The sequence below is a fragment of the Streptosporangium sp. NPDC002524 genome (assembly GCF_040295985.1).
Taxonomy (GTDB): domain Bacteria; phylum Actinomycetota; class Actinomycetes; order Streptosporangiales; family Streptosporangiaceae; genus Streptosporangium.
Window position 1 is genome coordinate 72450 of record NZ_JBEOWK010000002.1, and the last position, 18670, is coordinate 91119.

The following is an 18670-nucleotide window of genomic DNA, read 5'->3' on the forward strand; positions in this document are numbered from 1 at the left end:
GACCCCAGACCCCAGACCCCAGGCCGGAAGCCCAGGTCAGACCCACAGGTCAGCCCCCAGGTCCAGGCCGGCCCCCGGGTCAGACGCCCAGGGAGGCGTCCATCAGCTTGGCCACGGCCTCCTCGTCGCCGTTCACGTCGACCTTGGCGTGGGACTGGCGGCCGAAGCAGAACAGCAGCAGCTCCCCGGCCGTGCCCGTCACCTCGACCTGCGGCCCCTCCTTGGGTCCGCCGGTCGCGACACCCCCGCCGACGCGGTGCAGGACCACCCGGACGGGGGAGCGGCGCAGGAACAGCCGGGCGCCGCTGTGGACCTGCTTCCAGAACCGATCCTCCAGCTCGGCGGGCAGCTCCCGCGGCTCCCAGACCCGCTGCGCCCGCCGTACGTCCTCGTGGTGGACGAAGAACTCCGTCGTGTTGACCGCCTTGTCCAGGCCGGGCAGACGGTAGGGCCCCAGGGGCCCGGAACGCACGAGCTCGACGAGGCCCGCGTACCCCTTTCTGGTCTTCACGGACTCCTGGACCCGGGCGGTGTGCCCGGCGAGTTGCTTGAGGAGGATGCCTCCGGCGGCGTCGGGGCGGCTCTCGCGGACGACGAGGTGGGCGGCGAGGTCGAAGGTGGTCCAGCCCTCACAGAGCGTGGGAGCGTCCGGGCCGAGCTGGTCGAACAGGTCGCTGAGCGCGGATCGTTCGGCGCGGGCGTAGTTCATTTCAGATCCTAACGAGCCGTTGTGCGAGCAACCGGAGGTGTGAACGTGACACTAACCGAAGGTGGTTCGGGAATAACCGGATGATCCAGAGTGATAGGGACTTAGGTAGCAACGTTCCCCGTCGAAAGGACACCCCCCGCGTGGCGAGCAAGATGACCACCGCAGTCATGCGCAGGGGACTCGGGGTCCTCGGGGTGGCCATCCGGGCGGAGAAGCCGATCTTCTCCGCCGCGGTGCTGTCCAGCGCCCTGTACGGCGTGATGACCGTCGCCGCGGCGTGGGCGCTGGGCTGGGCCACCGACCACGTCGTGCTCCCGGCCTTCAGGGACGGGCGGATCACGACGGGCACCCTCACCCTCGGCGCGCTCCTCATCCTCGGGGTCTCCCTGCTCAAGGCGCTGGGCGTGGCCGGGCGGCGGTACTTCGCCGGGGTCATGCAGTATCGGATGCAGGCCCGATCCCGCCGCGACGTCACCCGCCAGTATCTGCGGCTCCCCCTCGCCTGGCACCACAGGCACCCGACCGGGCAGCTGCTGTCGAACGCCGGGTCCGACGTGGAGGCCGCCTGGGCGCCGCTCGCGCCGCTGCCGATGGCGGTCGGCGTGGTCGTGATGCTGGTGACCGCCGCCGTCGCGATGGTGATCACCGATCCCGTCCTCGCTCTCGTCGGTTTCCTCGTCTTTCCCGCGATCGCCGTCCTCAACCTGGTCTACCAGCGCAAACTCAACCCGCTGGCCACCCGCGCCCAGCAGTTGCGGGCCGAGGTCAGCGAGATCGCCCACGAGAGCTTCGACGGCGCCCTGGTCGTCAAGACCCTGGGCCGCGAGGACGAGGAGACCGCCAGGTTCCAGGCCAAGGCCGAGGAGCTGCGCGACGCCAACATCGCCGTGGGCCGGGTCCGCGGCCTGTTCGACCCGATGCTGGAGGCGCTGCCCACCCTGGGTGTGCTCGCCGTGCTGCTGATCGGCGCGATGCGGCTGGAGGCCGGCGCGATCGGCTCCGGGGTGCTCGTCCAGGTCGCCTACCTGTTCACCCTGCTCGCCTTCCCGATCCGCGCGCTGGGCTGGGTGCTCGCCGAGCTGCCCCGGGCCGTCGTCGGCTACGAGCGGGTCCAGGCCGTGCTCGACGCCACCGGTTCCATGGAGCACGGCACGGTCGAGCTGCCCGGCACCGAACCGGCCAGGCTGGAGGTCCGCGACCTCGGCTACGCGTACGGCGACGGCGAGTTCCCCGTCCTGCGCGAGGTGAGCCTGGAGGTCGGCGCCGGCCGTACCGTCGCCCTGGTCGGTCCCACCGGCTCGGGCAAGTCGACGCTCGCCCAGGCCCTCGTCCGCCTGGTCGACCCGGCGGAGGGCGCCGTGCTGGTGGATGGCACGGACCTGCGCGAGGTCGCCAGGAACGGGGTGAGCGACGCGGTGGCTTTGGTGCCGCAGCAGACGTTCCTGTTCGACGACACCGTACGCGGCAACGTCACCCTCGGCCGGCCGGTCGGGGACGAGGACGTCTGGGCGGCGCTGCGCCTGGCGCAGGCCGAGGGGTTCGTCAGCGCCCTGCCCTCGGGGCTGGACACCCGGGTCGGCGAGCGCGGCACCACCCTGTCGGGCGGCCAGCGCCAGCGGATCGCCCTCGCCCGCGCGCTGGTGCGCCGCCCGAGGCTGCTCGTCCTGGACGACGCCACCTCCAGCGTCGACCCGCAGGTCGAGGCGAGGATCCTGTACGGGCTGCGGGACGCGGCCCAGGTCTCCACCGTGGTCGTCATCGCCTACCGGATGGCCACCATCGCCCTGGCCGACGAGGTCGTCTACCTCGACCACGGCCGGGTCGTCGACCGGGGCGGGCACGCGGAGCTGCTCGCCCGTTGCGAGGGCTACCGCAACCTGGTCACCGCCTACGAACGCCAGGGCGCCGAGCGCGAGGCGCTCGACGCCGAGCGAGAAGAAGAGGTCAGCGCGTGAGGAAGCACTACCGGCCGGGGGAGATCCCCGGTGGCCGTGGGCGGGGCCCGCTGGGGGGACGGTGCCGGTGAGCTCCTTCCAGGGGGTCGAGCGCTCGGGGCTCGCCACCGTCAGGCACGGCCTGTCGCTCACGCCGGAGTTCCGCAAGGGGCTGGCCGGGACGCTCGCGCTCGCCGTGGTGGCCACGGTCGGCAAGATCATCGTGCCGATCGCCGTCCAGCAGACCATCGACACGGGGCTCGCGGAGGGGGCCCCGGACGTGGCCTACGTCCGCACCGCCGTGCTGCTGTGCGCCGCCGCCGTGGTGTTCACCGCGCTGTGCGCGTACCTGATGAACGTCCGCCTCTACCGGGCCACCGAGTCCTCGCTCGCCACGCTCAGGGTGCGCGGCTTCCGGCACGTGCACGACCTGTCGGTGCTCACCCAGAACTCCGAGCGGCGCGGCGCCCTCGTCTCCCGGGTCACCGGCGACGTCGACCAGATCAGCGTGTTCATGCAGTGGGGCGGGCTGATGATCATCATCGCCCTGGGGCAGCTCCTGGTCGCCACCGGGCTGATGTTCGTCTACTCCTGGCAGCTCGCCCTGCTGGTGTGGCTGTGCTTCCTGCCGCTCATGGTCGTCCTGCCGCGCTTCCAGCGGTGGCTGTCGGGCGCCTACACGCGGGTCCGCGAGCGCACCGGCGACATGCTCTCGGCCGTCAGCGAGTCGGTCGTGGGCGCGGCCGTGATCAGGGCCCACGGCTCCGAGGCCCGTACGGCCGAGCGGCTCGACGTCGCGATCGACGCCAACATGGCCGCGCAGGCCCGCACCCAGCGGATCGTCGCGACCGTGTTCCCGCTCACCGAGATCGTCGCCGCCGTCACCCTGGCGGCCGTGGTGCTGGTCGGGGTACGGCTCGGGCTGGCCGGGGACATCACCGAGGGGCGCCTGGTCGCCTTCCTGTTCCTCATCACGCTGTTCGTCTCGCCGATGCAGATCGCCACCGAGGTGCTCAACGAGGCGCAGAACGCCGTCGCCGGATGGCGGCGCATCCTCGGCGTGCTCGACACCCCCGCCGACGTCGCCGACCCGGGCCCGGAGGGGGTCGAGCTGCCGCGCGGACCCATCTCGGTCTCCTTCGAGGACGTGGACTTCTCCTATCCCGGCGGGGTCCCGGTGCTGCACCGGGTCTCGGCGGACATCCCGCCGCGCTCGCGGATCGCGGTGGTGGGGGAGACCGGTTCCGGCAAGACGACCTTCGCCAAGCTGCTCACCCGCCTGATGGACCCGGTCTCCGGGCGGATCACGGTCGACGGCCACGACCTGCGGACCGTCCGCTTCTCCTCGCTGCGCAGCCGCATCGTCATGGTGCCGCAGGACGGCTTCCTGTTCGACGGCACCCTGGCGGAGAACATCGCCTTCGGCCGCCCCTCGGCGACCGAGGCGGAGATCCGGCTCGCCATGACCGAGCTGGGGCTCACCGACTGGCTGGAGGGGCTGCCCGCCGACCTGTCGACCAGGGTCGGCCAGCGGGGCGAGTCGCTGTCGGCGGGCGAGCGCCAGCTCGTCGCGCTCGCCCGCGCCTACCTGGCCGACCCCGACCTGCTGCTGCTGGACGAGGCCACCTCCGCGGTGGACCCGGCGACGGAGGTGCGGCTGGCCCGCGCCCTGGAGGGCGTGACCCGGGGCCGCACCGCCGTCTCCATCGCCCACCGGCTCTCCACCGCCGAGGCGGCGGACGAGGTGCTCGTCTTCGACAAGGGCCGGATCGTGCAGCGCGGCCCGCACGCCGAGCTGGTACGCCGGCCCGGCGTCTACGCCGACCTGCACGCCTCCTGGGTCTCGGCCGCCCGCTCCTAGCGGCTCCGGGGGATGATCTTCTCGAAGGGGTGGGGGCCGACCGTCTCCGGATCGGCTCCCAGGTCGTAGAGCGGGGTGTATCCGGTCGAGAGGTACAGCCCGGCCGCCTCGGGCTGCCGGGGGCCGGTGGTCAGGTAGATCCTGCGGTAGCCCTGCCGCGCGGCCTCCCGCTCCAGCTCCCGTACGACGACGACGCCCAGGCCGCGCCTGCGGTGGTCCGGATGGGTCCAGATCCGCTTGAGCTCGGCGGTCTCCTCGTCGTGACGGAAGAACGCGCCCCCGGCGACGGTCCGCCCGTGCTCGACGAGGACGAGGAACGCGCCCCCGTGCTCCGGGGTGAACCGCTCGTCGGGGTAGCGGCTCATCTCCTCGTTGGGACCGTACCGGCTGGTGTACTCGTGATGCAGGTCCTCCAGGAGCGGCCTGACCTCGGGGTCGCGGACGGCCACGTGGCGCACCTGGAGGTGGACGTCCGTGGGGTGCCCGCCCTGGTCGCTCTGGCCGCCCGGGGCCGGGGAACGGGGATGTTCGGTGCCTGAGATCGGGTGGCGAGGATGTTCGGTGCCTGAGATCGGGTGATGGGGATGTTCGGTGCCCGGGATCGGGTGACGGGGATGTTCGGTGCCCGGGACGGGGGTTCGGAGACGTTCGGTGTCCGGGACCGGGGTTCGGGGGCGTTCGGTGCCCGGGGCGGCGGGCCTCGCGGAGTCGATCGTCACTTCGGCTGCCTCGGCAGGCCGGGCGGGTTGATCTTCGAGGTGGGCAGCGCCTCGTTGTCCAGGCCCCAGCGCTTGAGCACCTCGGCGTACTTGCCGTTCTCGATGAGCACGTTGATCGCCTCGTTGACCGGCTGGACCAGGCCGTTGCCCTTCAGGGTCATGACCGCGATCAGGCCCTCGACCGATCCGCCGCCCGAGAGCGTGCCGACGATCCTGCTGTCGCCGCCCACCGCGACCTGGTAGGCGATGGGCGGGTTCGGGCCCAGGTAGGCCTGGATGCGGCCGGACTTCAGCGCGAGCAGGACGTCGCCGTACTTCTGGTAGTACTGGATGTTCGCGGCCTTGAGCCCGGCCTTCTGGTTCTGCGCGTCCCACTCCAGCAGGATCTTCTCCTGGTTGGTGCCGGACCCGACGGAGACGTTCAGCCCGGCGATGTCGGCGGGCTTCTCGATCTTGGTGATCTGGCTGTCCTTGCCGACCTGCCAGGCGAGCTGGTCCACCCGGTAGGTGGCGAAGTCGTAGATGTCCTTGCGCTCCTCCGTCACCGTGACGTTGTTGAGCACCAGGTCGTACTTGCCGGACTTGACCGCGAGGAACAGGTTCTCCCAGGAGGTGTTCTCCTCCTTCAGGGGCAGGCCCAGCACGTCGGCGATCAGGTGGGCGAGGTCGGTCTCCACGCCGACCAGGGTGGTGTCGTCGTCGGCCAGGAACACCAGGGGCGGCGCGCCCTCGCCGTTGAACCCGGCGGTGAGCCCTCCCTTGGACCGGATCGCCTCGGGGACCTTGGCGGCGATCGCCTCCACCTTCTCGGCGCGGACGCGGTTCTGCTCGGGCGAGGTGTTGATCTTTATTCCGCCGGTTCCCGACGGGGCCGCGGCCGGGGCGGCCTCCGCCCTGTCCGTCGTACCGGCTGAGGTTCCGGCGCTGCCGCAGGCGGCGGCGAGGAGGAGAGGCAGGGCGGCGATGGCGGGGGCGAGCCTCGATATGAACGACATGTCGGTCCTTGCTCGGGGTGACGGATGAAGGGTGACGGGTGAGGGACAACCGCTGATGGGCGGGTGGGTGGGTGGTGCCAGGAGGTTCGTGAGGGGGCTTCGGAGGCTTCGGGAGCTGCGCGAAAGGTCTTCGTGAGGGTTTTCGCGAACGCGAAGGGTCTTCACGGGACATCGCGGACGGAGCCGCGAGAAGGGCTCGTGAAAGGTCCTCGGGAAAAGGGCTTCACGAGAGGCGAGAGGCGAGAGGTCAGAGGTCAGAGGTCAGAGGTCAGAGGTCAGAGGCGAGGGGGCAGAGGCGAAAGGTCAGAGGACGGGGGAGAGAAGTCAGAGGACCTTGCTGAGGAAGAGGCGGGTGCGTTCGTGCCGGGGGGCGTCCAGCACCTCGGCGGGAGTGCCCCGCTCGACGATCCGGCCCTCGTCCATGAAGACCACCGTGTCGGCGACCTCGCGGGCGAAGCCGACCTCGTGAGTGACGACGATCATGGTGGTCCCGCTCCCGGCGAGGCCCTTGACCACGTCGAGCACCTCGCCGACGAGCTCCGGGTCCAGCGCGGACGTCGGCTCGTCGAAGAGGATGACCTTGGGCTCCAGGGCCAGGGCGCGGGCGATGGCCACCCGCTGCTGCTGCCCGCCGGAGAGCTTGCGGGGGTAGGAGTGCGCCTTGTCGGAGAGCCCGACCCGCTCCAGCAGCCGGGTCGCCAGCGCGTCCACCTCCGCCCTCGGCCTGCGCTGGGCCGACCGGGGAGCCTCGGTGACGTTCTGGTGCACGGTCAGGTGCGGGAAGAGGTTGAAGCTCTGGAAGACGAAGCCGATCTTGGTCCGCTGCCGGAGGATCTCGCGCTCGGGCAGCTCGTACAACCTGTCGCCGGACCTGCGGTAGCCGACCAGCTCGCCGTCGACGCTGACCGAGCCGCTGTCCACCTTCTCCAGGTGGTTGACGGTACGGAGGAGCGTGGACTTCCCCGACCCCGACGGGCCCAGGATCACGGTGACCTCGCCCGGGGCGACCCGCAGGTCCACCCCGCGCAGCACCTCCAGCGACCCGAAGCTCTTGTGCACGCTCCGCAGCTCGACCATCGCGGCGCTCATGCCCGGCCCTTCCCGTAGTACCGCTCGACGTAGTGCTGCGCGATGGACATCACGGAGGTCATGACGAGATACCAGATGGTCGCCACCAGCAGCAGGGCGATCACCCTGCCGTTGCGGTTGTAGATCACCTGGACCTGGTAGAAGAGCTCGGGCAGCGCCATGATGTAGACGACCGAGGTGCCCTTGACCAGGCCGATGATCTCGTTGCCCGCGGTCGGCACGATCGACCGCATGGCCTGCGGCAGGACGATCCGGAACAGCTGCCTGCTCCTGGGGATGCCCAGCGCCGCGGCCGCCTCCCGCTGGCCGTGGTCCACCGAGAGCAGCCCGGCCCGGACGATCTCCGCGGCGTAGGCGGCCTGGTGCAGGGCGAGGCCCAGCGCGGCGGCGGTGACCGGGCCGATCAGGTCCATCGTCCCGACGTCGAAGAACGCCGGGCCGAACGGCACGCCGAAGGAGAGCCTCGGGTACAGCAACGCCAGGTTGTACCAGAACAGCAGCTGCAGGATCAGCGGCACCGACCGGAACAGGGCGATGTAGCCCCAGGCGACCGAGTTGAGCAGCGGATTCCCCGACAGGCGCATGAGCGCCAGGACCGTGCCGAGCAGGAAGCCGAAGACGATTCCCAGCGCGGTCAGCTCCAGGGTGAACACGACCGACCGCAGCACGGAGGGCGCGAAGAGGAACTCCCCGACCACCTCCCACTCCCAGGCCGGGTTGGTGACCAGCGCGCTGACCGCCATGGCCAGCAGCACCGCGACCCCCAGGGCCGCCACCCACCGCCCGGGGTGACGGGTGGTGACCACCCGCAGCGGGCGCTCGCCGGCCGCCGCGTGGTCCTGTCCGCCAGGGGGCCCGCCCGCGGGGGGAGTGGCGGCCAGGATCACGCGGGGCCCGGCGGCGGTCCCGGCCGGCCTGCCGGAGGCGGACGCGGGGACGAGGCGGGCCCGGCTCCACGCGTACCCGCGGGGCCCGCTCACCCGGCGGCTCGTCCCCGGGGCCGGTGCCTTCGCGGAGGTCGTGGAAGGGGCGGGGGTTACGGGGGTCGCGAGGACTGCGGGGGCCGCGGGGGGATCGTGCGTGTCACCGCCGTCGGCACCTGAGAATTCGACGGGCATGGTTGAGGCCTTTCTGGCTGGTCGTATCCGGCTGGTCGTATCCGGCTGGTCGTACCGGGCGTGGAGGGGTGCGGGGCGCGCTCCACCGGCGGAGCGCCGGGAGGGCGGCGGAGCACCGGAGGGGCGGCGGCGACGCGGGTCAGCGACGACAGGAGAGGGGGCGGGCGCGGCGGGGGGCGACGTGCTCGCCCGCCACCGGCTGGAACTCTGGGCGCACGGCATCACTTCAACACACGTTCACAATCCCGTCAAGACCTACTTGTTTAGTAGGTTTTTGATCGGAACGGGTCAGTCGCTGGAGAACGGGACGGATCACCCCGCGAAGAAAGGGACGCCCGGGAAGGATTAGCCTGCTCAGGGCGAGGTAGAGGCAGGGCGGAGGCGGGCCCCACGTCCGCCCGAGGGAAGGGACCGATGGCAGAGTTGGTTGGCGGAGAGACGTCGGACGGCCAGTTTCCCGTAGTGGACGTCCACGCGGCGATAGACCGCAGCGACCTGCTCGACGAGCTGACCGATCTGCGGGTCAACGACGATGACGACGACGACCCCGTACTGATCCGCAAGGACGGCAGCCCGGTCGACACCTGGCGGGAGAAGTATCCCTACGACGAGCGGATGGACCGGGCGGAGTACGACCGGCTCAAGCGGCTGCTCCAGATCGAGCTGCTCAAGCTCCAGTACTGGATCAAGGACACCGGGGGGCGCATGGTCGTCCTCTTCGAGGGGCGCGACGCCGCGGGCAAGGGCGGCACGATCAAGCGCTTCATGGAGCACCTCAACCCCCGGGGCGCGAACGTGGTGGCGCTGGAGAAGCCCAGCGAGCGCGAGAGCACCCAGTGGTACTTCCAGCGCTACATCTCCCACCTGCCCGCCGCCGGGGAGATGGTCTTCTTCGACCGCTCCTGGTACAACCGCGCCGGGGTGGAGCGGGTGATGCGCTTCTGCACCCCCGAGGAGTACCTGGAGTTCCTGGAGCAGGCCCCCGAGTTCGAGCGGATGCTCGTCCGCGACGGCATCCACCTGGTGAAGTTCTGGTTCTCGGTCTCGCGGAGCGAGCAGCGCACCCGGTTCGTGATCCGCCAGGTCGACCCGGTCCGGCAGTGGAAGCTGTCGCCGATGGACCTGGAGTCGCTGGACAAGTGGGAGGACTACACCGCCGCCAAGGAGGACATGTTCGTCAACACCGACACGGAGGAGGCCCCGTGGACGGTGATCAAGAGCAATGACAAGAAGCGGGCCAGGATCGAGGCGATGCGCCACGTCCTGAGCCTGTTCGAGTACGACAACAAGGACCACGAGATCGTCGGCAGCCCCGATCCCAGGATCGTCGTCCACGCCGCCGACGTGCTCGACGACGACCGCAGCCGCTGAGCTGCCCCCGTCCCTCTTCCGGACTCCGCCGCCGCCCGGTCAGGCCGGTCGCGGCGGAGCCGGGCACGACCCCTCCCGGTGGTTGCGGCACAATTGCCGCATGTCCCTTGACCTCGCCATCGCGGCCCGGCTGAAGCGCACCGCCGACGGGCTGGTGCCCGCCGTCGTCCAGCAGTACGACACCGGCGAGGTGCTCATGCTCGCCTGGATGGACGACGAGGCCCTGCACCGCACGCTCACCACCGGGAGGGCCACCTACTGGTCGCGCAGCCGCGGGACCTACTGGGTGAAGGGCGACACCTCCGGCCACGTCCAGCACGTCAAGTCCGCCGCGCTCGACTGCGACGGCGACACCGTCCTGCTCAAGGTCGACCAGGTGGGCGCCGCCTGCCACACCGGCGACCGGACCTGCTTCGACGCCGACGAGCTGACGGTGACCCGGGCGTGACCGCCAGGCGGGAACTGTGGACCTGGCTCGCGGTGTGCGCGGCGGGCGCGGCCCTCGTGCTCCTCGCCGCCGGGCGCGACTGGTTCACCGTGACGTACGGCACCCGCGAGGTGGCGGTCTCCGCCGCCGAACTGGTCCCCGCGCTCGGCCCCGCAGCCTGGGCGGCGCTCGCGGCGGTGGTCGCCGTCCTCGCCACGGGAGGCGTGTGGCGCGGGCTCGTCGGGGCGGTGATGGCGCTCGGCGGGGCCGGGATGATCGCCGGTTCCTGGTGGGGGAGCGGCGCGGACGCCGCGCTGCGGATCGCCGCCGAGCGGGCGCCGATGTCCGCGGGCACCGTCCCGCAGGTCGCGTCCGCCGTCGTCTGGCCGGTCCTCGCCTCCGCCGGGGGGCTCCTGCTGCTGGCCGGAGGCGTGGCGGCGATCCTGCGCGGCGGGCGCTGGCCGGGCATGTCCGGCCGGTACGACCGGCAGGGCCCCGGTCCCGCCGGTGCCGCGGGCACCGCGAACCGTCCCGCTCCCGCCGAGAGCGCTCCCAGCGAGCGGGCGCTGTGGGACGCCATCGACGAGGGCACCGACCCGACGGCCGACCCGGACCCCCGCGACCGCTGACTCCCCGCGAACGCCGATCTCCGGCGAGACCGCCCTCCCCGCGAGCGTCGACCTCGGTGAGCTCCGACCTGCGATGGAACGCCGGTCCGTCGGGAACGCCGAGCACGTCCGGCATGCGAGGGCGCCCAGAATGTGCACTGGTATGCGCTTTCGGCTACGACTTGCTCACAACGCGCTCACGAGCGTGAATGGATCCTCTCCTTCCGGGAGCATTTTCGCTAGGATTTCGCCCGCAACTCGGATAATTGGGGGTCATTCATGAGCTATGGCAATCACTCGGATGGCTATGGCCAGCCCCCAGGAAACGGCGGCTACGGCCCCCCGGGTGGCTACGACCCCTCCGGCGGTTACGGCTCACCCGGCGGTCACGGCACCGGGGGATACAAAGGGTACGGCGCGCCCGACGGCGGCTACGACCCCTACGGCGGGTACGGCGCGCCGCCGCCCCCCAGGGGCAACAACGGCATGGCCGTCGCCGCGCTGATCATGGGCATCGCGGGGTTGTTCATCTGCGGCCTCACCTCGATCGTGGGTGTGGTGCTCGGCCACATCTCGCTGGGACAGATCAGGCGGACGGGCGAGGAGGGCCGGGGGATGGCCATCGCGGGCCTGGTCCTGTCCTACTTCGGCATCCTGTGCTGGCTGGGAGTGGTGCTGCTGATCTGGCTGATCGGGGTCGGCACCCTCGCGGTGGCGCCCTGAACCACCGACGCGAGGCCGGGCTCCGGCGCGGGTTCACGACCCGGGAGCTCCGGTGGCGCGGTGAAGGCGTGAGTAGGGTAGCCGGGGTGAGGGGCGGTCACCGGTAGTGGCCGGAGTGAGGGTCGGTCACCGGTAAGGGCGCCGATGGGCCATGGTGACAACATAGTGACGGCATGGTGACAGCGGTGACGGCGTGGTGACGGGGAAGGCGGAGGGGTCGCGTGTGACGGCCGTGCTGGCGCCGCTCGGCACCGCGCTGGCCGCGGGCGCGGCGGTGGCGTTCGTGGCAGCGGTGGACCCCAACGAGCCGGGCCACTACCCGACCTGCCCGTTCCTCATGCTCACCGGCCTCTACTGCCCCGGCTGCGGCGGCCTGCGCACGGTGTACGCGCTCGTCCACGGGGACCCCGTGACGGCCCTGGGGCTCAACCCGTTCGTCGTGCTCATGATCCCGGTGCTGGTCGCGCTCTGGGGCCGGTGGGCACTGCGTGCCTGGTCGGGAGGCGGGTCCATCGGGAGATGCGGTGGCGCGCCCGCGGGAAAATCCATACACCCGGCGTACGTGTGGTTATTGCTCGCTTTGATGGCCGTGTTTTGGATAGTGCGCAATCTTCCTTTTGGGGAATTCCTGGCCCCATAGTCACCGATAGGTCTCACCCCGTGGCGGAGCGACCCCGGCAGGGCCGATAGCATCGGCGGAACAAGGGCAGTCGATTCGGGAGGGGCCTGACTCGTGAGCGATCGGAGCGAGCGAACCACGGACGCGGCGACGTTCGCGAACCTGGCCCCGGAGCTTCGCGAGGAGGGCAAGTGAGCGTGCTCGAGGAGATCCTCGAAGGAGTCCGCGCCGATCTGGCCGAGCGGCAGGAGAGGGTGACGCTGGCCGAGCTCAAGGAGCGGGCCGGGCGGGCACCCGCCCCCCGCGACGCGTACGCGGCGCTGGGCGGCGACCAGGTGGCGGTCATCGCCGAGGTCAAGCGCTCCAGCCCGTCCAAGGGCGCCCTGGCCGCGATCGCCGACCCCGCCGCGCTGGCGGGTGACTACGAGTCGGGCGGTGCCCACGTCATCAGCGTGCTCACCGAGCGGCGGCGTTTCGGCGGCAGCCTCGACGACCTGGCCGCCGTGCGCGCCGTCGTCGACATCCCGGTGCTGCGCAAGGACTTCATCGTCACCTCGTACCAGCTCTGGGAGGCCCGCGCCTACGGGGCCGACCTGGCGCTGCTGATCGTCGCGGCGCTCGACCAGAACGCGCTGGTCTCGCTGATCGAGCGGGCCGAGTCGATCGGGCTCACCCCGCTGGTCGAGGTGCACACCGAGGAGGAGCTCGACCGCGCGCTCGCCGCCGGGGCGAAGATCATCGGTATCAACGCGCGGGACCTCAAGACCCTGGAGGTCGACCGCGAGGTGTTCGCCAAGCTGGCTCCCAAGATCCCCGACGGCGTCATCAAGATCGCCGAGTCGGGCGTGCGCGGCCCCCACGACCTGCTCGCCTACGCCAGGGCGGGCGCCGACGCCGTCCTGGTCGGCGAGAGCCTGGTGACCGGCAAGGACCCGCGGGCCGCCGTCGTCGACCTGGTCACCGCCGGTGCCCACCCAGCATCCCGACCCGAGGGGCAGTAAGCAGTGACAGCGCAGGAGAGAACCGTCATCACCACCGCCGACCTCGCGGGGAACGCCGCCCACGGCGACGACCCCGACGTCCAGGGCAAGTTCGGCGTCTTCGGCGGACGCTATGTGCCCGAGGCGCTCATCCCGGCGCTGGACGAGGTCGCGGCGGAGTACGACAAGGCGAAGAACGACGAGGCGTTCGTGCGGGAGTTCGACCACCTGCTGCGCACCTACGCCGGGCGGCCGACCACGCTGACCGACATCCCCCGCTTCGCCGAGCAGGCGGGCGGCGCCCGGATCATCCTCAAGCGCGAGGACCTGACCCACACCGGCGCCCACAAGATCAACAACGTGCTCGGCCAGGCCCTGCTGACCAGGCGCCTGGGCAAGACGCGGGTGATCGCCGAGACCGGTGCCGGCCAGCACGGCGTCGCCACCGCGACCGCCGCCGCCCTGATGGGCCTGGAGTGCGTGATCTACATGGGGGCCGTCGACTGCGAGCGCCAGGCGCTCAACGTCGCCCGCATGAAGCTGCTCGGCGCCACCGTCGTCCCGGTCACCAACGGCAGCCGGACCCTCAAGGACGCCATCAACGAGGCGTTCCGCGACTGGGTCGCCAACGTCGACCGTACGCACTACCTCTTCGGCACCATCGCGGGCCCGCACCCGTTCCCGGAGATCGTCCGCGACTTCGCCCGGATCATCGGCGTCGAGGCCCGCCGCCAGATGCTGGAGCTCACCGGCAAGCTGCCCGACGCGGTCGCCGCCGCCGTCGGCGGGGGCTCGAACGCCATCGGCATCTTCCACGCCTTCCTCGACGACCCCGACGTCCGGCTGCACGGCTACGAGGCGGGCGGCCGGGGCCTGGAGAGCGGCGAGCACGCCCTCACCCTCACCGCGGGCTCCGTCGGCGTGCTGCACGGCTCGCGCACCTACGTGCTGCAGGACGACGAGGGCCAGACGATCGAGTCGCACTCGATCTCGGCCGGGCTCGACTATCCCGGCGTCGGCCCCGAGCACGCCTGGCTCAAGGACAGCGGCCGCGCCACCTACCACGGCATCACCGACGCCGAGGCGATGGACGCCTTCGCGCTGCTCGCCCGCACCGAGGGCATCATCCCCGCGATCGAGTCCTCGCACGCGCTCGCCGGAGCCCTCAAGCTCGGCCGCGAGATGGGTCCCGAGGCGACGATCCTGGTCAACCTCTCGGGCCGGGGCGACAAGGACATGGGCACCGCGATGAAGTACTTCAACCTCTGAACCTCTGACGACCGACTTGCTTCCCCTCCGGGGCCCGGGGGGGACGAACCGCAACGGAAGTAACGATGACGACTCTCCAGACGGTGTTCGCCAAGGCTAAGGCGGACGACCGCGCCGCCCTCATCGGATACCTGCCCGCCGGGTTCCCCAGCAAGGACGGTGCGATCGCCGTCGCCACCGCCATGGTGGAGGCGGGCTGCGACGTGATCGAGATCGGCCTCCCCTACTCGGACCCCCTCATGGACGGCCCGACGATCCAGGACGCCGTCCACCGGGCGCTGACCAACGGCACCCGCATCGCCGACGTGCTGCGCACGGTCGAGGGCGTGGCCGCCACCGGTGCCGCCACCCTGGTCATGACGTACTGGAACCCGATCGACCGCTACGGCGCCGACCGTTTCGCCCGGGAGCTGGCGAGCGCGGGCGGGGTGGGCACCATCACCCCCGACCTCACCCCCGAGGAGGCCGGTCCCTGGCGCGAGGCCAGCGCCGCGGCCGGGATCGACACGGTCTTCCTGGTCGCGCCCAGCTCCACCGAGGCCCGCATCGAGGCCGTCGTCGGCAGCTGCACCGGCTTCGTCTACGCGGCGTCGCTGATGGGCGTCACCGGTGCCCGCGAATCGGTCGGCGAGGCCGCGCAGGGCCTGGTCGAGCGCACCCGCCCGCACACCTCCCTGCCGGTGTGCGTCGGCCTGGGCGTCGGCACCGGCCGCCAGGCCGCCGAGGTCGCCCGCTACGCCGACGGCGTCATCGTGGGCTCGGCGTTCATCCGCCGCGTCCTGGACGCTCCCGACGAGAGCTCGGGTCTCGCAGCCGTCCGTGAGCTGGGCGCCGAGCTGGCGGCGGGCGTCCGGGGCTGATCCGGGACTGATCCGAGGCTGATCCGGGGCTGATCCGAGATTGAGGACCCGCCCGGGCGCGATCCCTCCCGGGGAGGGACCGCGCCCCGGTTCGTGCCTGTCGGACAGGCTTACCTGACGCTTATCCAGCCCGTGATGAGGTTTCCTTCGGATACCTTGCGTTCGCCGGAGACGTCCGCGCCCGGGGCCTGGAATAGGAGAATGGTACTCGTGACCTCTGATAACCCCGCGCCCAATAGGTCGCGTATCGTGATTTCGGCGCTACCCTGGGTAACGACCGTCTCGCGGCTGGTGCTGGCGGGCGTGCTGATCGTCGCGGGTTGGGGCAAGATCGGCACCCCGGTGCTCTCGGTTCAGGCGGTCGAGGCATATGAACTGCTCCCTGAATCGCTCGCCACGGCGGTCGGCTACGGCCTGCCGATCCTGGAGATCGTCGTGGGGGTGTTGCTGGTCGTCGGGCTGCTCACCCGGGCGGCGGGTGTCATCTCGGCACTGCTCATGCTGGCGTTCGTCATCGGGATCGCCTCGGCGTGGGCGCGCGGGCTGCGCATCGACTGCGGCTGCTTCGGCGGCGGCGGTCAGCTGGCGGCCGGGGTGGAGCCCGACTACCTCATCGACATCCTGCGCGACCTCGGTCTCTTCGGGCTCGGTGTGCTCGTCGCCTGGTTCCCTCCGGGCCGCTTCGCGCTGGACTCGGCCCTGGGGCTCACCCCGGGACGGGAACCGTACGACGACCCCGACGACGGCGACGACGAGGAGGAGCACCAGGAGAAGGAGACTGACTGATGGGCAAGGCCGCGCGGGAGCAGTCGGCGCGTGATCGGATCAAGGCACAGCGCGAAGAGCAGATGGTGAAGGAGAGGCGTAAGCGTATGGCGACCATCGGAACGGTCGCCGTCGTCGCGATCGCCGCAGTCGGGGCGGGGTGGTGGTTCGCCGCCCAGAGCAGCAGGTCGGAGGAGGTCGGCGCCGCGCTCGCACCGGTCACCGTCGCGTCGGACGGTTCGGTGGTGATGGCCAGGGCGGGCGTGGAGAAGCCGGTCCTGGACGTCTTCGAGGACTTCCAGTGCCCCGCCTGCGAGGCGCTGGAGAGGACCAGCGGCGCCACGATCAAGAACCTGGCGGCCGAAGGCAAGGCCAAGGTGGTCTACCACCCGATCACGATCTTCTCGGAACAGACCAACAAGGGCATCACCCGGGGTAACTCCGTGCGTGCCGGGGCGGCCTCCCGCTGCATCGCCGGAGGGGCTCCCTGGAGCAGGTTCCACGACAAGCTGTTCGAGGAGCAGCCGTCGGAGACCGCGGAGGGCTTCGCGATCCCCGACCTGATCGCCTGGGGCAAGGACGCCGGGGTGACCGACCCCGCCTTCGAGAAGTGCGTGACCAGCCAGGAGAAGGCGCCCGCGCACCTCGCCTACAGCGCCGAGGTTCTCAAGAGCCAGAAGCTCACGGGCACCCCGACGCTGAAACTCGACGGCACCGAGGTGGACACCGCGGTGGCTTTCAAACCGGCCGAGCTACGCCAGGCCGTTCTTGATGCCGCCAAGTAGCGCGCGACACGGTAACGTCACCTGACATGCCCCTCGCCTCGATTCCCAGCCCCTCCCAGGGGGTCTGGCATCTCTTCGGCGTGGTCCCCATCCGGGCCTACGCACTGTGCATCGTGCTCGGCGTCGTCGTCGCGGTCGCCATCGGCGAGCGCCGCTGGCGCGCCCGCGGCGGTGTCCCTGGAACGATCGTGGATCTCGCCGTCTGGGCCGTGCCGTTCGGCCTGGTCGGTGGTCGCCTCTACCACGTCATCACCGACTGGCAGCTCTACTTCGGGCCGGACGCGCCCAACGAGCCGATCGAGGCGCTGTTCATCTGGAACGGCGGCCTGGGCATCTGGGGCGCCGTCGCGCTCGGCGGCGTGGGCGTCTGGCTGGGCTGCCGCGGCCGGGGCATCTCCCTGACCGCGGTGGCCGACACCGTGGCCCCCGGCATCGCGGTGGCCCAGGCCATCGGCCGCTGGGGAAACTACTTCAACCAGGAGCTGTTCGGCAGCCCCACCGACCTGCCGTGGGGTCTGGAGATCGACCCCGACCGGCCGGGCACGGTGCCGGGCGAGGACACCTACCACCCCGCGTTCCTGTACGAGTCGATCTGGGACCTGGGCCTGGCGCTGGTCCTCATCTGGCTCGGCCGCAAGTTCGTGCTCCGCCACGGCCGCCTGTTCGCGCTCTACGTCGCCGGATACACCGTGGGCCGCTTCTGGATCGAGGGCCTGCGGGTCGACACCGCCCACCACATCCTCGGCCTGCGGCTCAACCAGTGGACCTCGATCATCCTGTTCATCGGGGCGATGGCCTACTTCTGGTACACCAGGAACAAGACCACCGAGGAGCGGGTCGTCCCGGTGACCGATCCCGACGGCCTCACGGACGGGGCGGTCCTTCCCGGGGACGACGAGAGCACGGACCCCTCTTCGGAGAAGGCGGACCCCTCTCCGGAGAAGGCGGATCCCTCTTCGGAGAAGAAGGACGGCGACAAGGACGGCGACAACGCCACACCGGCCACGGCCCTGGCCGCGTCGGGGGTGGGAGACGGGGCGGGGGATCCCGTCGATCCGGCCCACCCGTCCGACCAGGCCGACCAGGCGGAGAACGACGGCGAGACCGGGCGGCCCGCCTCGGCGACGCTCGCCGCCGAGGGCTCGGGCACGGCCGCGGACCCGGCCGCACCGGCCCGCCCGGCGGCCGGGGGCTCCGTCGACCCGGCCCACCCGCCGGACCAGGCCGAGCCGGTGGAGGGCGCCCCTGCCGAGGGGAGGGCCGAGGGGAGGCCCGCCGCAGCGGTTCCGGCCGTCGCCCCGGCCGGACTCACCTCGGAGAGCACCACCCCGGGCAGTACCGTCCCGGACAGCGCGACCCCGGCCAGCGCCACCCCGGACAGCGCCACCCCGGACAGCGCCACCTCCGGCAAGACCACCTCGGACGGCGCCGTTCCGGACGACACCGCCTCGGACGGCACCGTCTCGCAGGGCACGGTGTCGGACGGCACCAGCCGGGACGGCACCGTCTCGGGCAGGACCGTCCCGGACGGCGAGGTCGTCTCCGGCGGCGCCACCGTCCCTGACGGCGTCACCGTCCCGGACAAGGACGGGGTCACCGTCCCGGACGAGACCGCTTCGGGCACGGAGAGAGGCGATCTCCGCGAGGAGGTCGCGCCGAAGGCGCCGAAGGGCGTTTCCGAAGGCGAGAAAGAACGACGTTGACGTTCTTCCCACGGTCGAGGCCCCGGGGCCCCGGACACGCGGCCGGATCGTCCGGCACACCGGCGTGTCCCCTCTCCGGGGCCGAGACCGGCGGCTCGCCGCCCCCCTCGGGCGCTGAGGCCCCGGGGTCTCGGC

The 18670-nt window shown here is 71.4% G+C and carries 18 protein-coding genes; 13 read left to right on the top strand and 5 right to left on the bottom strand.

Annotated elements, in window-relative coordinates; translation table 11 throughout:
• Positions 1–79: 79 nt before the first annotated feature.
• The gene (locus ABT053_RS03125; RefSeq protein ID WP_350967171.1) at positions 80–709 is read right to left on the bottom strand and encodes a TIGR03085 family metal-binding protein; all 630 of its coding nucleotides are present in this window, start codon (positions 707–709) and stop codon (positions 80–82) included.
• A gap of 152 nt (positions 710–861) precedes the next feature.
• Here ABT053_RS03125 and ABT053_RS03130 point away from each other — a divergent pair, with 152 nt between their 5' ends.
• The gene (locus ABT053_RS03130) at positions 862–2664 is read left to right on the top strand and encodes an ABC transporter ATP-binding protein (protein WP_350967526.1); all 1803 of its coding nucleotides are present in this window, start codon (positions 862–864) and stop codon (positions 2662–2664) included.
• A gap of 67 nt (positions 2665–2731) precedes the next feature.
• A complete protein-coding gene (locus tag ABT053_RS03135; protein ID WP_350967172.1) occupies positions 2732–4504 on the top strand; it encodes an ABC transporter ATP-binding protein in 1773 nt (590 codons plus the stop codon).
• Here the strand turns inward: ABT053_RS03135 and ABT053_RS03140 are convergent.
• The 4 genes from ABT053_RS03140 to ABT053_RS03155 form a co-directional block, all read right to left on the bottom strand.
• Positions 4501–4953 carry a GNAT family N-acetyltransferase gene (locus ABT053_RS03140; RefSeq protein WP_350967173.1) on the bottom strand — a complete coding sequence of 151 codons (453 nt, stop codon included), beginning with the start codon at positions 4951–4953 and terminating at the stop codon, positions 4501–4503. The two genes, ABT053_RS03135 and ABT053_RS03140, sit on opposite strands and share 4 nt — an antisense overlap.
• Before the next feature lie 266 nt (positions 4954–5219).
• Positions 5220–6218 carry an ABC transporter substrate-binding protein gene (locus tag ABT053_RS03145; protein WP_350967174.1) on the bottom strand — a complete coding sequence of 333 codons (999 nt, stop codon included), beginning with the start codon at positions 6216–6218 and terminating at the stop codon, positions 5220–5222.
• Positions 6219–6542: 324 nt separating this feature from the next.
• Positions 6543–7307 carry an amino acid ABC transporter ATP-binding protein gene (locus ABT053_RS03150; protein ID WP_350967175.1) on the bottom strand — a complete coding sequence of 255 codons (765 nt, stop codon included), beginning with the start codon at positions 7305–7307 and terminating at the stop codon, positions 6543–6545.
• Complete coding sequence (locus ABT053_RS03155; protein WP_350967176.1) at positions 7304–8287, bottom strand: amino acid ABC transporter permease; 984 nt, start codon at positions 8285–8287, stop codon at positions 7304–7306. The genes ABT053_RS03150 and ABT053_RS03155 overlap by 4 nt, the downstream gene beginning before the upstream one ends.
• A 552-nt stretch (positions 8288–8839) precedes the next feature.
• Here ABT053_RS03155 and ppk2 point away from each other — a divergent pair.
• The 11 genes from ppk2 (at position 8840) to lgt (ending at position 18535) form a co-directional block, all read left to right on the top strand.
• On the top strand, positions 8840–9796 hold the full coding sequence (gene ppk2 / locus ABT053_RS03160) for a polyphosphate kinase 2 (RefSeq protein WP_350967177.1): 957 nt from the start codon (positions 8840–8842) through the stop codon (positions 9794–9796).
• A gap of 100 nt (positions 9797–9896) precedes the next feature.
• Positions 9897–10244 carry a phosphoribosyl-AMP cyclohydrolase gene (hisI, locus tag ABT053_RS03165; RefSeq protein ID WP_350967178.1) on the top strand — a complete coding sequence of 116 codons (348 nt, stop codon included), beginning with the start codon at positions 9897–9899 and terminating at the stop codon, positions 10242–10244.
• Positions 10241–10852 (top strand): Trp biosynthesis-associated membrane protein, encoded by a 612-nt coding sequence (locus tag ABT053_RS03170; RefSeq protein WP_350967179.1) that lies wholly within the window; start codon positions 10241–10243, stop codon positions 10850–10852. Before hisI ends, ABT053_RS03170 begins: the two co-directional genes overlap by 4 nt.
• A gap of 258 nt (positions 10853–11110) precedes the next feature.
• Positions 11111–11554: a DUF4190 domain-containing protein gene (locus ABT053_RS03175; protein WP_350967180.1), complete on the top strand. Its 444-nt coding sequence runs from the start codon at positions 11111–11113 to the stop codon at positions 11552–11554.
• 193 nt (positions 11555–11747) lie between these two features.
• The gene (locus ABT053_RS03180; protein WP_350967181.1) at positions 11748–12194 is read left to right on the top strand and encodes a DUF2752 domain-containing protein; all 447 of its coding nucleotides are present in this window, start codon (positions 11748–11750) and stop codon (positions 12192–12194) included.
• A gap of 170 nt (positions 12195–12364) precedes the next feature.
• Complete coding sequence (gene trpC / locus ABT053_RS03185) at positions 12365–13174, top strand: indole-3-glycerol phosphate synthase TrpC (RefSeq protein ID WP_350967182.1); 810 nt, start codon at positions 12365–12367, stop codon at positions 13172–13174.
• 27 nt (positions 13175–13201) lie between these two features.
• Entirely contained in the window at positions 13202–14422 is a 1221-nt protein-coding gene (gene trpB / locus ABT053_RS03190; RefSeq protein WP_350967527.1) for a tryptophan synthase subunit beta, read from the top strand.
• A 65-nt stretch (positions 14423–14487) separates the two neighbouring features.
• Positions 14488–15282 (top strand): tryptophan synthase subunit alpha, encoded by a 795-nt coding sequence (trpA, locus tag ABT053_RS03195; RefSeq protein WP_350967183.1) that lies wholly within the window; start codon positions 14488–14490, stop codon positions 15280–15282.
• Positions 15283–15531: 249 nt separating this feature from the next.
• The gene (locus tag ABT053_RS03200) at positions 15532–16068 is read left to right on the top strand and encodes a MauE/DoxX family redox-associated membrane protein (protein ID WP_350967184.1); all 537 of its coding nucleotides are present in this window, start codon (positions 15532–15534) and stop codon (positions 16066–16068) included.
• A complete protein-coding gene (locus tag ABT053_RS03205; protein ID WP_350967185.1) occupies positions 16068–16832 on the top strand; it encodes a DsbA family protein in 765 nt (254 codons plus the stop codon). The genes ABT053_RS03200 and ABT053_RS03205 overlap by 1 nt, the downstream gene beginning before the upstream one ends.
• 26 nt (positions 16833–16858) lie before the next feature.
• Positions 16859–18535, top strand: a complete 1677-nt coding sequence (gene lgt, locus ABT053_RS03210) for a prolipoprotein diacylglyceryl transferase (RefSeq protein ID WP_350967186.1) — start codon at positions 16859–16861, stop codon at positions 18533–18535.
• Positions 18536–18670 lie beyond the last annotated feature (135 nt).